We start from the raw sequence: 15,521 nt of genomic DNA, 5'->3' as shown, positions 1-15,521 counted from the left end.
TGGTGTAACAGGTTGAGGCTGGTGGATCCGATCAGCGCACCGGCCAGTGCACCGTGACCGCGGGTCCCGACGATGACGAGCTGGGCGCCGTCGAGGTGGTGCAGCAGTGCCTGGCTGGGCTTGGCGGGCTCGACGAAGAAACTGACGTCCACATCCGGATGGCGTTGTGCCCAGGGGCCGACCGTGGTGCTCAGCGCACTCCATTCCATGGCTTCCAGTGCCTCCCAGTCGATCAGGAACGGGATCGTGACATCGCCGGGGGCGCGACGGGACGAAGAGGAACGCACGGCCCACAACGGGACGCGCAGTGCGGCGGCGAGTTCGAACGCCAGCCCGAGGGCGGCATCGCTGGTGGTGCCGTCCACCCCGACGACGATCGGTTGCGTTGTCGGGGCGAGGATGTCGCCCCGCCAGGCGATGACCGGACATGCGGACCGGCTGATGGTCTTCAGCGTCAGCGAGCCGATCAGCAACGCCGAGGCCGCCGATACGTCCTGTGAACCCAGCACGATCAGCCGTGCCTGAGCACTCAGGGTTTCCAGCGCTTGGTCGGCGGTCTCGGACGGCGCGCTGGTGGTGATGCTCAGATCGGGTTGGGTGCGCCGTACCGCTTCGGCTGCCGCGTCCAGGATGGAGGCCGCGGCCTCATGCTGCCCGGTGATCGCCGCCGCCCGGACGGCCGCCGCCGCATCGGTGAAATTGTGTCCGAGATAGGGCGTGGCGTACACGATGTGCAGGGGTGCACCCAGCCGCGCGGCCACCCCGCCTGCCCACGTCGCCGCACCCACCGCGCTCGTGGAACCGTCGACTCCGACCACGATGGGCTGCGCACTATCGGTCATCTGCCCATCCTGCCGCATGCGCACCCCGGCATCGGCCGGTGGGACAATGGCCACGTGAATGGCCACGTGCCCGACGGTGATGCAGCAGACGGTGAGCGTGGCGTCCGGCCGGTACGCGAGACGCTGTCGCAGCTGAGACTGCGTGAGCTGCTCGGCGAGGTCCAGGACCGCGTCGAGGAGATCGTCGAGAGCGGTAACCGCGTCGAAGGGCTCGTCGAGGCGATGCTGGCGGTGACGTCCGGCCTCGACCTGGAGATCACCCTGCGCACCATCGTGCACACCGCGATCGAACTGATGGACGCCCGATACGGTGCGCTCGGCGTGCGCGGACGCGAAGAAGACGGCCATGAACTCGTCGAGTTCGTCTACGAGGGCATCGACGCGGACACCCGGGCGGAGATCGGTCCGTTGCCGCAGGGACGCGGTGTGCTCGGACTGCTGATCGACGAACCGAGACCCATCCGGCTGGACAACATCACCGACCACCCGGCTTCGGTGGGGTTTCCGCCCAACCATCCGCCGATGCGGACCTTTCTCGGAGTTCCGGTCCGCATTCGTGACGAGGTCTACGGCAACCTGTATCTGACGGAGAAGAACACCGGGCAGCCGTTCAGCGAGGACGACGAGGTGCTGGCCCAGGCGCTGGCGGCGGCAGCCGGTATCGCGATAGACAATGCGCGTCTCTACGAGCAGTCGCGGGCCCGTCAGTCGTGGATCGAAGCCACCCGGGATATCGCCACCGAACTGCTGGCGGGCACCGATCCGGGCCGGGTGTACCAGCTGATCGCCCACAAGGCGCTCACCCTCACCGGTGCGCAGATCGCCTTCGTCGCGGTCCCTGCCGACGACACCGATGCCACGACCGACGGTCACGTGGTCGTCACCGAGATCGCGGGCGACTCCCCCGTCGCCGCCGACGCGATGGCGCCCATCGCGGTCGCGGGGACCGTTCTCGGCGCGGCCCTAGGGGACGGGCGGCCTCGTCGCTGCGAGGTCTTCGATGTCTCGAGCGGCTTCGGAGAACCCGGGCCGGCGCTCGTGGTGCCGTTGCGCGCCACGGATTCGGTGGCCGGTGTGCTCGTCATCCTGCGCCGGGCCGCTGCTCGACCGTTCACCGTCGAACACCTGCAGATGACGGCGTCGTTCGCCGATCAGGCCGTGCTGGCCTGGCAGTTGGCCATCACCCAGCGGAAGATGCGCGAACTCGACGTCCTCACCGACCGCGACCGGATCGCCCGCGACCTGCATGACCACGTCATCCAGCGACTGTTCGCGGTCGGGCTGTCGCTGCAGGGCACCGTCGCGCGGGCGGGTTCCGCCGAAGTGGCGCAGCGTCTGTCGGCATCGGTCGACGACCTGCAGGAGGTGATCCAGGAGATCCGCACCACGATCTTCGACCTGCACGGCGGCGCACCGGGTGCGGTGCGTCTGCGGCAGCGCTTACAGGAGGCCGTCGATCAGTTCTCGGCGTCCGGCCTGCGCACCACCATCCAGTTCATCGGTCCGTTGTCGGTGGTCGAGGCCGCGCTGGCCGATCACGCCGAGGCAGTGGTCCGTGAAGCCGTGAGCAACGCGGTACGCCATTCCGGTGCCACCGAGCTCGCGGTGGTGGTCACCGTCGACGACGATCTCGGCATCACCGTCACCGACAACGGCTGCGGCATCGGCGCGAACATCACCGAGAGTGGGCTCACCAACCTGCGCGGGCGGGCTACCCAGGGCGGCGGGGTGTTCGAGCTCAGGACCGCCGATTCCGGTGGGACCGTGCTGCACTGGTCGGTGCCGTTGCCCTGAAAGGGCGGTCACCACCGGCAGTAGTTGGGTTGCCCCGGTTGGACGTAGCGGAAGTCCATCAGATACATCGCTGGGCTGAGATCGTCGGTGCGCCAGGCCGGATCGGTGACGATGTCCTCGGTGGTGTAGCGGTACCCGTCATAGGCGTACGTCATCGGCACCCTGTAACCGGCCTGCCCCCACGCGTGGATCCACTTGCGGAACTCCACGACCGGCAGTGCGTAACCACGAGGGGAACCGTCGAAGTGATAGATGACGTCGCCGTAGCGATCATCGATATCGAGGATCCAGACCACGTCCTCCTGGTAGCCCCATACTTTGATCGGATTGCTGCCCAGCAGAAAGTGGTTGGACGACTCCCCCTCGGTGCGCAGATTGCTGAACATCGAGAAATTGCCCGCGGTGCGCAGCCCCAGATACGGCGTCAGGCCGATGAAGACCAGCAGGATCGGGAAAGCGTAGAGCAGCGCAGGCATCCGCCTGTCCAGGACACGCACGCCCTCCCAGCGGGGGCCGCGATCTGTCGAGAACACCGCCGCCAGCAGCGGCCAGATCGCGATGCCGACGGCGGCGTCGAAGGCCAGTCCGGTGAGCAGCGTCAGCTCCGGTATCCGGTGGACATGAGCGCTCCACCCACACACCAGCGCGATCCCGAAGCAGATCCCGGTGTAGGCCCGTACCCGTGGCGCAGCCGTCCCCCGGGCGACGGTCAGCAGCTGTAGGTGGCTCGCGGGCACGAAGGTGAACAGCAGGGCGACGGCCAGCGCTCCGAAGTCGACGAACCCGATCAACGCGAGGGCGGCGTGCATGGTCAGCGAGAACGCCAGGATGGCCGCCTGCAACCGCGGGACGGACAGCAGCAGACCGCCACCGAGCTCCCACCCGATCACCGATACCGCCGCGATGACACCGATCGCGGGCGCCAATGCGCCGTGCCGCGGCGCGAAGAGCACCAGCAGTACGGCCGCGAGACCCGCGGCGGCGAGACCGACCACCACCGCGGTGAACACCCGGTTGCCCGCGGTGCCGAATCTCCCTCGTCGCAGCAACCGAAATCCGAGATACGCCAGCACGACCGCGACCGGAAGCACCAGCGGCATTCCCAGGAAGCGGGTCTGCATGGCGTCGATGATCGATTGCAGCATCCCCGCCGCGCACGAGGCAGCGGGGTCGAAGAAATCGGAGTTGAGCTTGTCGAAGCCGGCGATGACGTAGACCAGGATCAAACCGACCCGCAGCACGGGGAGCATCGCGGTGTAGTCGTGATCGGGTGCCTGCCGGCGCCGAATCAGTGAGTGCGCGAGCACCAGGATCATCGCCAGGTTCAGGCACAGCACCAGGTTGACGTGGTTGGCGACATCCGGGAATCGGAAGAGCAGAAAGTAGGTCGTCGAGGCCACCAGTAACACCAGGAATTTGAGCCGGGTGATCCCGGTGGCGATGGCGGCGCCGGCGACCAGGATGAAGCCGCCGGTGAACCACGGATCGATCCACTGCTCGCCGAGTTCCATGACGATGGCAATGGTGTAGAGCAGTGCGAACACCGAGAACGGCTTCAGCGCAGGATCGTCCCTATCGGTCACCTGCGTCACGTGCGCAGTTTAACCGCGCCCCACCTCGTCACCTGTTGTAGCGGATCTCGAGGTCACCCGAGTGCACCGCGGGGCTTTCGGTGTCGGCCGTGACCCGTACCCGGACCGGCCGTCCCCGCTGATCGAGAAAGGACAGCGGCGGCTTGCCGTCCTGCAGGTGCGCGTCACCCCACTGCATCAGCGACAGGAAGACCGGCAGCAGGTCCTCCCCCGCCGGGGTGAGGTGATATTCGTCGCGCACCCGGCTGCCGGGTTCGCGGTAGGGCGCCCGCTGGACCACGCCGGCGGCCTCCAGCTGCTTCAGTGCGCGTGACACGGCGGGTGCGGAGCTGCCTATCCGATCCACAAAGTCTTCGAAACGCCTTGTGCCATAAAAGCATTCACGGACAGCGAGAAACGCCGTCTTGGTGCTGAGCAAATCCAGCACCTTGGCCGCCGAACAGCGTTCACCGACGGTCCAGGACTCACGGTCCTGGAGCCGCCGCTCGAATGTCATCGCCATCACTCCAGTGTAACTAATGCTTGCGTTAGTCAGCTAGTCGTGCTTGTATCTCACTAACGTAAACGTTATTCAGCCGGGAGGAACGGCCATGGTGGCAGTAAATGGAAAAACGGTATTGGTGACCGGGGGCCGTCGCGGTCTCGGCTCGGCGCTGGTCGACGAGGTACTCTCCCGCGGTGCGGCGAAGGTGTATTCGACTGCCCGCGAACAGTATTCGGATGGTCGCACCGGAGTGGTCAACCTCCCCCTCGAGGTGCAAAACGCGCAGTCGGTCGGCGAGCTGGCGGCGATCGCCTCCGATGTCGACATCGTCATCAACAACGCCGGGATCCTGCTGCCGGGCGCACTGCTGACCKGAGATTTCGACGACATCACCACGACGTTCGACATCAACACCCTCGGTCCGCTGCGGGTCACCCGGGCGCTGGCGCCGATATTGGCTGCCAACGGCGGCGGTGCTCTGGTGAACGTGCATTCGGTGCTGTCCTGGCTGGGTGGCAGCGGCGCCTACGGTGCCTCCAAGGCCGCCATCTGGTCGCTGACCAACTCGCTGCGCGCCGAGTTGAGCGCACAGGGCACCCAGGTGCTCGGCGTACATGTCGGGTTCATCGACACCGAGATGGTGTCCGAGGTCGGCCTGCCCAAGACCGCTCCGGCCGACGTCGCCGCCACCGTGATCGACGCCCTGGAGGCCGGCGCCCACGAGGTCCTGGTCGACGAGGTGACCGCCGCGGTCAAGGCCAAACTGTCCGGGCCCGTCGAGGACCTCGTCTTCGACCTGGCGCACTGACCGGGATACCTCAGGAGAGYCGAAACTCATGCCGCTCTGGACCATTCACCACACCCCGGGCATCTTCACCGAGAACGAGAAGCGCGAACTCGCGTCGCGCATCACCGATCACTACGAGAAGATCGGGCTGCCGCGCTTCTACGTGGTCGTCGTCTTCAGCGAGACGACACCCTCGAACCTGTACGTCGGCGGCGAGCCCACGCCGGTCGGGGTGCGCGTCGTCATCGAACACATCGCCCGCAGCAGCGTGGATTCCGCGGGCAGGCAGCGCACCAGTCGCTGGATCAAGTCGATCCTGGAGCCCTACCTCGGCCGGCACGCGGGATTGCACTGGGAGTTCCACGTCGATGAGACCAGCGAGGAACTGTGGATGATCAACGGGCTCATCCCGCCACCGGCGGGTTCGGAGGCCGAACGCGAATGGGTCCGGTCCAACGCCGCATCCGTGTACTGAGAACTGTTCGCCCAGCGTTCATTCTGCGGTGTGGTGGCGGCATTGCTTCGCTGCCAGGGTCCTCGCATGCCCGCCACCCATCGCGTCGTCCCACTGCTCTCGCTGGTCGCCGTCGGCGTCCTCACCCTGAGCGCCTGCAGTGACTCCGCCTCCGAATCCGATGCGCTGCCCGAGAATCCCAGCGTCATCATCCTCAGCGGCGACGGGATGGGTTCACAGCAGCGCACCGCGATCCAATACCATTCCTACGGGCTCGACGAGCGTCAGCCGATGGACGCGCTGCCTTTCGCGGGCATGCTGGACACGGTCCCGGGCGATCCCGAGTACGCGGTCACCGATTCGGCCGCAGGTGCCACCGCGTGGGCAATCGGTAAGAAGGTTCCCAACGGCACCACGGGTCTGGGTCCGGACGGGGAATCGGTGCCGACCCTGCTCGACCTGGCCAGGGAACGCGGTATGTCGACGGGTCTGGTCGACGACCACGACGTCACCAACGCCACCCTCGCGGCGTTCGGCGCACCGGTTCCCGACCGGGACCTCAAGGTCGAGATCGCCGAGGGCTATCTCGACCGCGGTGTCGACGTGCTGTTCGGTGGGGGCGAAAAATACTGGTATCCGACGGGAGACGCCGGCAGGATTCCCGATGCGGGTGAAGACGACGCCAGCGAAGGCGCGTCGAATCTGGTGCAGCGCGCCGAGGAACTCGGCTACGGCTACGCCTACGACCGTGACACCTTCGACGCACTGGCCGGGCCCAAGGCGCTGGCCCTGGTACAGGACAGCGCCAAGCGGCGCGCCACCGAGATCGAAGGCTATGACTACCGGGACGACCCGTACTACGTGGCGCCGGAGAAGCTGGTCGCCAAGGCGCTGGACATCCTGGGGCAGAACGACAAGGGCTTCTTCCTCGTCATCGAGAGTGACGACCTGGATTCCGACGGCCACGAGCACGACGCCCAGAACATGATGCTGGCCGGCGAATCCATGAACGCGATGGTCGAGGTGATCACCGAGTACCAGAAGGAGCATCCCGGTGTTCTGCTGATCGTCACCGCCGACCACGAGACCGGCGGCATGGCCATCGAGAACGTGCTCAATGACGGTGAGCCAGAACCCAACAGTGACCAGATCGCCGACGACCCGGTGCCCTATTGGTCCGAAACGCCGGAGAACATGCCGTTACCGGGCGGCGGCGTGCCCAAGCGCAGCGGTCCGTTCACCATCAAGGGCACCGACCGTCAGTTCAAGGTGGACTGGACGACTGCGGAGCACACCGGGACGATGGTGCCGGTGACCGCCGCAGGCCCGCTCGCGGAGCGGTTCACCGGCGTGCACCACAACACGCACGTCTACGACGTCGTGACGGAGTTGTTCGGCAATTGACCACGGCGCTTGACCCTCAGGCCGCGAGATTGCCGTTTTTGTAAGGTTTTTCGAGTAGCAGGCGCGATAACCGCAATCTCGCGGGCGCAGCCCTAGATCACCACAGCCTTGCGGTAGTACACCCGCCGGAAGCCGTCCTCGGTGCGACGGCCGGTCTCCTCGAACCCGCGACGCGGGTAGTAGAGCAGATTCTCCGTCATGGCTTCGTTGGTGTAGAGGCGCAGCTCGGTCAGACCGAGCTCGCGGGCGTCGGCCTCGGCCCGATCGAGGAGCACCGTACCGACCCCGCGGCCCTGCGCCGCGGGGTCGACGGCGATGACATCGACCAGCAGGTGGTCGGTGTGCTCTTCGAGTACCAACACGGCGTCCAGGCCGCCGTCTCCGTCGATGACCCAGACCCGCGAATCTGCCAGTGCGCGGCCGTAATCGGCCGTCATCGGGCCCGGCGGTCGCCCGATCCGCTCGATATACGGCGTGAACGCCACGTCGACGAGCCGCTGCACGGCGGGCCGGTCGGCATCGGTGGCCCGGCGAATCTTCACCCGCCGAGCCTAACCGGGGCTAGCGTCCCCGAGTCGGTTGCGAGGCCAGCGATGCCGAGGACGACGGCAGCGTGGACGGCCGGTCGATGATCGTCGAGTTCACCCCGCCCACCCGGTAGCTGGCGCCGCGATGCTCGTCGGGCAGTCGATCACCCTTGCCGAGCAGCTTGTTGCGCAGCGTGCCCGGCGCGTAGACATCCTGATAGGCACCGCGCGCGGTGAGTTCGGGAATCACGTGGTCGACGATGTCGGAGAACGATCCTGGGGTCACCGCGTAGGCGAAGTTGAACCCGTCGACGTCGGTCTCCTCGACCCACTCCTGCAACGAATCTGCCACCTGCGCGCCGGATCCGACGAAGCGGGGTCCGAGCCCGCCGATCTTGCCCCACTCCGCGATGTCCTTGATCTGCCACTCCCCGCCGTCGGGATCCGCGGACTGGAACGCCGCCACCGCCGACAGGATGGCGTTGGAGTCGACATTGCCCACCGGCTCGTCGAACCCGTACCGGGCCAGGTCCACACCCATCCAGCCGGACATGAACGTCAAGGCGCCCTCCGGGTCACCGAAGGACAGGTACTCGGCGTGCTTGGCGTGCGCCTGCTCCTCGGTGGCGGCGGTGACCACCGTCGACAGGTTGAAGATCTTCACCGCGTACGGGTCGCGGCCTGCGATCTCGAGCTCGCGGCGGATCGTGGTCACGGTCTCGCGCAGAATCGCCTTCGTCGGTGCCGCCGTGAAGATGGCTTCGGCATTCTCGGCGGCGAAGCGGACCCCGCGCGGTGACGACCCGGCCTGGAAGATGACCGGGGTGCGTTGCGGCGACGGCTCGGACAGGTGCACGCCGGGAACGCTGAAATGGGTGCCCTGGTGGCCGATGTGGTGGACCTTGTCCGGATCGGTGAAGACCCCGCGCTCCTTGTCGCGGATGACGGCATCGTCCTCCCAGGAGCCTTCCCACAGTTTGTAGAGCACCTCGAGGTACTCGTCGGCGTGGTCGTAGCGGGCGTCGTGGGCGGGCTGATCGGTCTGGCCCATGTTGCGCGCCGCGGCGGGCAGATACCCGGTCACGACGTTCCAGCCGACACGGCCCTTGGTCAGATGGTCGAGGGTGGAGATGCGCCGGGCGAAGGGGTAGGGATGCTCGAACCCGGTGCCGGTGGTGATGCCGAATCCGAGGTTCTCGGTGACCAGGGCCATGGCCGAGACCAGCAGCAGCGGATCGTTGACCGGGATCTGGGCCGCCTGCCGGATCGCGGCCTCGTCGCTGGCGCCGTAGACGTCGTACGTGCCGAGCACGTCGGCGATGAACAGGCCGTCGAACCGGCCGCGCTCGAGCAGCTTGGCCAGCTCGGTCCAGTATTCGAGGTCCTTGTACCGCCACGACTGATCGTCGGGGTGCTTCCACAGTCCCGGGGACTGATGGGCGACGCAGTTCATGTCGAAGGCGTTGAAGCGAATCACTCGGGTCACCCCGCCAGCTTTCGCTGCCCACCGGGACACGTCACCGGTTGCATTCAGCCGGATCCGATTGCCGGGGCCTTACCCTGAGGCGGTGACCCACACCGGCGACGACGACGAGAACCCTGGTCGGGTCCATGCCGCCGCGCGGATGGCGCTGGGTGCGGCTTTCGTGACGGCCGCACTTGCCGGCTGTGGCTCCCCCACCATCGTCAACACCGGCGAACCGTGGACCCCGGTCGAAACTCCCGCACCAGCACCGGGACTGCCGGAACACACCTCGAATCGGACGCTGGCCGACGCCTCGGAGTTCTACGTCGTCTCCGGCGAGGCCAAGGTGTATCGCTTCGTCACCCCCAGTGGTCGCTGGCAATGCGAGATCGTCCCGCACGCCTCGGCGGCCTGCCGACCGGCCACCTCGTCGACGCTGGGCATCACCGGCGCGCCGACAGCGGTACCCGGCGCCGACGGCGAACCGACCGCGCCGAACACCATCACCATCGATCGCGGCTCCGATGTCCGGTTCGTCGAGACAGTGACCGACACTGACACGGGAACCGGAACCGGGGCGCCGATCGTCACGCTGCCGTTCGGCAAGGTGCTGCAGGTCGCCGGATTCCGGTGCAACGTCCAGGAAGCCACCGGGGTGTCCTGCGGTAGCGAATCGAGCGGCAAGGGGTTCACCTTCGCGGCCGAGGGATTCACCGCGGTGTACACCGATGTCCCTCAATAGAGCGGTCCGCTTCACCGCCGGTCTGGTCTTCGCGCATTTGCTGACCGCCGCCGAGGTCGTCACCGTCCTGATCTCCCTCGGCCGCCAGAGTCCCAGCGGTGCACAGTCGTTGGTCCCCGAGGCCGACCCCGTGGCGTTGCTGATCGTGGTGCTGGTGGGCACCGTGCTCGCGGCGGTCGGTGGCTACCGCATCATCGCGCCGTCGCTGCGCTGGTTCGACGCCGGGGCCGAACCGGACGTGCGGCAGCGTCGCGCGGCGATCAACATGGTCCGGGGACAGTCGGTGCTGCTGGTGTCGATCTGGCTGCTCAGTGGCGCGATCTTCATCGTCATCGGCGATGTCACCGGATGGGTGCCGGTCCTGCTGATCGTGGCGTCGGTGCTGTTCGCCGGCATCGCCACCGCCAGCAGCAGCCTGCTGTTCACCCAGCGGGTGACTCGGCCCGTGGTGGCCGCGGCGTCAAGGGATTTCGAGGGCCGCGTCACCGCACCGGGAGTGCAGGCCCGGCTCATCCTGATGTGGACACTCACCACCGCGTTGCCCAGCATCACGATCGTCGTCATGATCGTGTGCCGGGCCAACGGGTGGCTGATCCCGGAATCGGCCTCGGTGGACGTTCCGGTGGTGCTGCTCTCGTTGGTCTCGGTGTTTCTCGGGTTGCGCACCCTGATGCTGGTCTCGATCTCCATCTCTGATCCCCTGCGGGAGATCATCGACGCCATGGCCGACGTCGAACAGGGCCGCATCGGCAAGCAGGTCGATGTGTACGAGCAGTCCGAGATCGGCCGGCTGCAGAACGGATTCAACCGGATGGTGGCGGGACTGCAGGAACGCGACCGGCTGCGCGACCTGTTCGGCCGCCACGTCGGCCCGGACGTGGCCAGCCTGGCGATCCGCACGGGAGCCGTCGCCGAGGACGTGCTGTCCGGCGAGGTGCGCGAGGTGGCCGTGCTGTTCGTCGACGTGACCGGCTCCACCGCATTGGCGATGACCCGCACACCGGCCGAGGTGGCCGATGTCTTCAACGACTTCTTCCGGATCGTGGTGGCGGCTGTCGACGCACACCACGGGCTGATCAACAAGTTCCAGGGCGACGCCGCGCTGGCCGTGTTCGGCGCACCGATCGCCTCGGAGACGGCGGCCGCGTCTGCGCTGGCTGCGGCCCGGACGCTGGGGGCCGCCCTCGGGCGTCAGGAACTGGATTACGGCATCGGGGTGTCGGCCGGACCTGCGTTCGCGGGCAATATCGGCGCGGAGAACCGCTATGAGTACACCGTCATCGGAGATCCGGTCAATGAAGCTGCGCGGCTGGCCGATTTCGCCAAGACACTGGCGGGGCGGATCGCCTGTTCCGGTGCCGCCGTGCAGCGGGCCGGTGACGAAGTCGGGCATTGGGACAGCCACGGAGAGGTGACATTGCGCGGGCGTTCCGAACCGACGCACGTGCACGTGCCACGATGGTCGCCATGAGCGAAGCTTGCGAGCGAATCGTCAACCAATGAGCGAGATTGTGCCCTTCCGCATCGCGGTGACCGACGATCAGCTGGACGACCTGAAGCGCCGGCTCGCGCACACCCGCTGGCCCGAGGCTGAATGCGTCGACGACTGGAGCCAGGGCATGCCGCTGGCCTACGCCCAGGAGCTCGCCGGCTACTGGGCCGACGGATACGACTGGCGGGCGCGGGAGTCCGAACTGAATCGCTTCCCGCAGTTCATCACCGCCATCGACGATCTGGACATCCATTTCATCCACCAGCGTTCCCCGCACGAGGATGCGTTCCCGTTGGTCATCACCCACGGCTGGCCGGGATCGATCGTCGAGTTCCAGAAGATCATCGCGCCATTGACCGACCCCACCGTGCACGGCGGGCGCGCCGAGGATGCGTTCCATGTCGTGTGCCCGTCACTGCCCGGCTACGGCTTCTCCGGTAAGCCCGCCACCACCGGATGGGGTGTCGAGCGCATCGCGTCGGCCTGGGACACCCTGATGGGCCGACTGGGTTATCGGCGATACGGAGCCCAGGGCGGGGACTGGGGTGCGGCCGTGACCACACAGATCGGGCGAAATGGTCGCGGCTGCTGCGCGATTCACACCAACATGCCGATCGGGCAACCCGCTGCCGAGAGCCTGCAGAGCCCGACCGAGGACGATCAGCGGGCTTTCGCGGCGATGAAGCACTACCGCACATGGGAAGCGGGCTACTCCAAGCAGCAGTCCACCCGGCCGCAGACACTGGGTTACGGTCTGGTCGATTCGCCGGTGGCCCAGATGGCCTGGATCGTGGAGAAATTCTGGTCCTGGAGTGACTGCGACGGGCACCCGGAGAACGTGTTCAGTCGCGACGAACTCCTCGACAACGTGATGCTGTACTGGCTGACCGGCACCGGCGCGTCCTCGGCACGGCTGTACTGGGAGAGTTTCAGCGCTTTCGGCAAGCGCGAACCGGTGCTGCTGCCCACCGGTGTCGCCGAATTCCCCAAGGAGATCCTGCGCTCGCCGCGTCCCTGGTGCGAGCCGCACTACAACATCACCCGATGGACCACGATGCCGCGCGGCGGGCATTTCGCCGCCTTCGAACAACCGGAGCTGCTCGTCGAAGATGTCAGGGCATTTTTCGCGACGGTGCGGTGAGCCACCGGTAACCGCCGTAAAGCAGCGCGGCCACAACGAAATTGACGAAGTACGCGATATCCGCGCCGTGCCAGGCAACCGCCACCGGCCCCTTGATCAGCGTGGTGTTCATGAACGGCATCGCCGCGGCATAGGAGACCACGAAGACCGCGAGCGCGGCGATGGCGTGCCGGCGTTCGGTGAACGCCGAGGCCACATCGACAGCAGGGCCTGCGCCGCGGGTACGCAGCGCCCAGTCGATACCGATGATGGCCACGAAGGCCGGAATCCAGTACCCGATGAGCAGCAGGACGTCGAGGAATTTCGTCGAGGTGTCGGCGCCCTCGAGCCACAGGATGAGGAAGAAGGCAAGGACGGTCACCACGACCGCGGACACCGGTCGGCGTACCCGTACGCCGAGAGTCTGCAGTGCCAGTGAACCGCTGTAGTCGTTCATGACACCGGAGCCCACCGAGGCCAGGGCGATGATCAGCAGCGCGATCGCGCCCAACGCGCCGCCGCCCATCACATCGCGCACCCCCTCGGCGGTGTGGGCGCCGATGACATCGGCCGCGGCGATCCCGATGCCCTGGACGAAGATGTACGCCAGTACCATTCCGCCGAACGTGTAGCCGAACACCTTCGCCTTCGGTGAGTCGACCGGCAGGTAGCGGCTGAAGTCCGCGGCGTAGCTGGCCCAGGAGATCGTCAGGCTGAGCGCGATCGTCACCTCGAGCACGAACGCGCCGATGAGATCGGCACCGGTCAGCGCTGCCGGGGTCACGACATCGTGGCCTTCGACGAGTTTGACCGCGAACACCACGAAGGTGGCGAACAGCACCACCGTCAGGACGGCCTGCAGCCGGTGGATGAGTTCGTAGCCGACGAACCCGACGGCGCCCTGCACGGCGAGCACGATCAGCACGGCCACCCAGAACGGGATGCCGAGCAGCAGGGCCAGTGCCTGTCCGCCGAACAGGCCGACCAGCGCGTCCCACGCGATGGAGGACAGCCACTGCAGTGCGGCCGGTAGGGCCACACCCGGGCCGAAGGCCAGGCGCGCCGACGGCAGCTGCGCGGTGCCGGTGCGCGGTCCCCAGGTGGACAGATAGGCCACCACCAGTCCGCCCAGCACGGTGCCGATGACCATGGCCAGCAGTCCCAGCCAGAAGCCGAGGCCCAGCAGGATGGCCAGGGTGCCGGTGAAGACGCCGGTCATGTTGACCTGGGGTGCGAACCACACGGTGAACAGTCGTGCGGGCGTGCCGTAGCGGCGGTCCGCCGCGACGGGCGCTATGCCATGGGTCTCGACCGAGAGATCACCGGCCCCGGCCGGGGATCTGCCGCTGAACGACGGCGAATCAATCGTTCGATTCGATGCTTGAGAGCCACTTGCTGCGCCGCCGGTCATGCGAGTATTCGATCACGCCACCCCGGTCCGTCCGGGCCCCCACCTCCGATGGCCGTGCCTGTCAACACATCGGCGCAGCGGATTCTGTCTCAGATGYCCCGAACAAGCTATGGATTCCATTGTCGGAATGTAAATTCGTTGCGGAATCGCTTGCGAAGGTGGTGGTGATCGGCAATTGTTGATCACGACCACCGCAATGCTCGAGGAGGCTCCGCCCTGACCGGTACACACGCCACCGCCACTGACCAGATCGTCGGCGAGGACGGGACGACCCTGCGCAAGGGCGAGCCCGTGATCGAGATCGACCATGTGGTCAAACGCTTCGACGACTACGTCGCCGTGGCCGATGCCGATTTCACGATCGCCGCGGGAGAGTTCTTCTCCATGCTGGGGCCATCGGGCTGCGGTAAGACAACCACCCTGCGGATGATTGCCGGGTTCGAGACGCCGACCGCCGGTGCGATCCGCCTGCAGGGCGTCGACGTGTCGCGGGTGCCGCCGCACAAGCGCAACGTCAACACCGTCTTCCAGCACTACGCACTGTTCCCGCACATGACGGTGTGGGACAACATCGCCTACGGCCCGCGCAGCATGAAGATCGACAAGACGAAAGGCAAAGGGGAGGTCAAACGGCGCGTCGACGAGATCATCGAGATCGTCCGGCTGACCGACTTCGCCAAACGCAAACCCGCCCAGCTGTCCGGCGGTCAGCAGCAGCGCGTCGCCCTGGCCCGCGCCCTCGTCAATTACCCCAGCGCACTGCTGCTCGACGAACCGCTCGGCGCGCTGGACCTCAAATTGCGGCACGCGATGCAGTTCGAGCTGAAACGCATCCAGCGCGAGATCGGCATCACCTTCATCTACGTCACCCACGACCAGGAGGAGGCGCTGACGATGAGTGACCGCATCGCGGTCATGAACGCCGGCAACGTGGAGCAGATCGGTAGCCCGGCCGATATCTATGATCGTCCCGCCTCGGTCTTCGTCGCGGGGTTCATCGGGCAGGCCAACTTGTGGGCCGGTAAGCAGACCGGCCGGGCCAACCGCGACTTCGTCGAGATCGAGGTGCTCGGCACCACCCTGAAATCGCGGCCCGGCGACACCGCCATCGAATCCGGTGGGCAGGCCACGCTGATGATCCGGCCCGAACGCGTCCAGGTCTCCACCGAGCAGCCCACCGGTGATCTCGCGGTGGTCCGCACGACCGTGCGGGACCTCACCTTCCAGGGTCCGGTGGTGCGGCTGTCGCTCGCGGCGGCCGACGACTCGACCGTGGTCGCGCATGTCGGCCCCGAACAGAGCCTGCCGCTGCTGCGCCCGGGTGACGAGGTCTATGCCAGCTGGTCCCCGGAGGCCTCCCTGGTCCTGCCTGCCGCGGACATCCCCACCACCGAAGATCTCGAAGAG

Annotated in this window: 14 protein-coding genes; 8 read left to right on the top strand and 6 right to left on the bottom strand. The window is 66.8% G+C overall.

Features of this window, described 5'->3' with window-relative positions:
• A partial coding sequence (locus tag AC1DTF_RS30085; RefSeq protein WP_477476694.1) for a universal stress protein occupies positions 1-842 on the bottom strand: 842 nt, incomplete at its 3' end.
• Between the two features lie 54 nt (positions 843-896).
• Here AC1DTF_RS30085 and AC1DTF_RS30080 point away from each other — a divergent pair.
• Complete coding sequence (locus tag AC1DTF_RS30080) at positions 897-2,636, top strand: sensor histidine kinase (protein ID WP_477476693.1); 1,740 nt, start codon at positions 897-899, stop codon at positions 2,634-2,636.
• Between the two features lie 8 nt (positions 2,637-2,644).
• On the opposite strand, the gene AC1DTF_RS30075 is transcribed toward AC1DTF_RS30080, so the two are convergent.
• Positions 2,645-4,228 (bottom strand): hypothetical protein, encoded by a 1,584-nt coding sequence (locus tag AC1DTF_RS30075; RefSeq protein WP_477476692.1) that lies wholly within the window; start codon positions 4,226-4,228, stop codon positions 2,645-2,647.
• A gap of 28 nt (positions 4,229-4,256) precedes the next feature.
• Complete coding sequence (locus AC1DTF_RS30070) at positions 4,257-4,724, bottom strand: winged helix-turn-helix transcriptional regulator (protein WP_477476696.1); 468 nt, start codon at positions 4,722-4,724, stop codon at positions 4,257-4,259.
• Between the two features lie 94 nt (positions 4,725-4,818).
• On the opposite strand from AC1DTF_RS30070, the gene AC1DTF_RS30065 reads away from it, so the two are divergent.
• From AC1DTF_RS30065 to AC1DTF_RS30055, 3 genes are all read left to right on the top strand, one after another.
• Entirely contained in the window at positions 4,819-5,520 is a 702-nt protein-coding gene (locus AC1DTF_RS30065; protein WP_477476691.1) for an SDR family oxidoreductase, read from the top strand.
• Between the two features lie 28 nt (positions 5,521-5,548).
• Positions 5,549-5,974, top strand: a complete 426-nt coding sequence (locus AC1DTF_RS30060; RefSeq protein ID WP_477476690.1) for a tautomerase family protein — start codon at positions 5,549-5,551, stop codon at positions 5,972-5,974.
• Positions 5,975-6,040: 66 nt separating this feature from the next.
• On the top strand, positions 6,041-7,357 hold the full coding sequence (locus AC1DTF_RS30055) for an alkaline phosphatase (RefSeq protein ID WP_477476689.1): 1,317 nt from the start codon (positions 6,041-6,043) through the stop codon (positions 7,355-7,357).
• 92 nt (positions 7,358-7,449) lie between these two features.
• On the opposite strand, the gene AC1DTF_RS30050 is transcribed toward AC1DTF_RS30055, so the two are convergent.
• Both AC1DTF_RS30050 and AC1DTF_RS30045 read right to left on the bottom strand, forming a co-directional pair.
• Positions 7,450-7,899, bottom strand: coding sequence for a GNAT family N-acetyltransferase (locus AC1DTF_RS30050; protein WP_477476688.1), 450 nt, complete (start codon positions 7,897-7,899; stop codon positions 7,450-7,452).
• Between the two features lie 19 nt (positions 7,900-7,918).
• The gene (locus AC1DTF_RS30045) at positions 7,919-9,370 is read right to left on the bottom strand and encodes an LLM class flavin-dependent oxidoreductase (protein ID WP_477476687.1); all 1,452 of its coding nucleotides are present in this window, start codon (positions 9,368-9,370) and stop codon (positions 7,919-7,921) included.
• An 82-nt stretch (positions 9,371-9,452) separates the two neighbouring features.
• On the opposite strand from AC1DTF_RS30045, the gene AC1DTF_RS30040 reads away from it, so the two are divergent.
• The 3 genes from AC1DTF_RS30040 to AC1DTF_RS30030 are packed head-to-tail and all read left to right on the top strand — an operon-like array spanning position 9,453 to position 12,724.
• Positions 9,453-10,091 carry a hypothetical protein gene (locus tag AC1DTF_RS30040; protein WP_477476686.1) on the top strand — a complete coding sequence of 213 codons (639 nt, stop codon included), beginning with the start codon at positions 9,453-9,455 and terminating at the stop codon, positions 10,089-10,091.
• The gene (locus tag AC1DTF_RS30035; protein WP_477476685.1) at positions 10,078-11,562 is read left to right on the top strand and encodes an adenylate/guanylate cyclase domain-containing protein; all 1,485 of its coding nucleotides are present in this window, start codon (positions 10,078-10,080) and stop codon (positions 11,560-11,562) included. Before AC1DTF_RS30040 ends, AC1DTF_RS30035 begins: the two co-directional genes overlap by 14 nt.
• Before the next feature lie 37 nt (positions 11,563-11,599).
• Entirely contained in the window at positions 11,600-12,724 is a 1,125-nt protein-coding gene (locus AC1DTF_RS30030) for an epoxide hydrolase family protein (protein ID WP_477476695.1), read from the top strand.
• Here the strand turns inward: AC1DTF_RS30030 and AC1DTF_RS30025 are convergent.
• Positions 12,696-14,114, bottom strand: coding sequence for a purine-cytosine permease family protein (locus AC1DTF_RS30025; RefSeq protein WP_057165325.1), 1,419 nt, complete (start codon positions 14,112-14,114; stop codon positions 12,696-12,698). The genes AC1DTF_RS30030 and AC1DTF_RS30025 overlap by 29 nt on opposite strands.
• Positions 14,115-14,405: 291 nt before the next feature.
• Here AC1DTF_RS30025 and AC1DTF_RS30020 point away from each other — a divergent pair.
• Positions 14,406-15,521: ABC transporter ATP-binding protein (locus tag AC1DTF_RS30020; RefSeq protein WP_477476684.1), on the top strand; the 1,116-nt coding region annotated here is incomplete at its 3' end.

Source organism: Mycobacterium sp. P4_H6 (assembly GCF_056400845.1).
The sequence above is the reverse complement of the archived record's forward strand: the minus strand, read 5'-3'. Positions and strand labels throughout refer to the sequence as shown.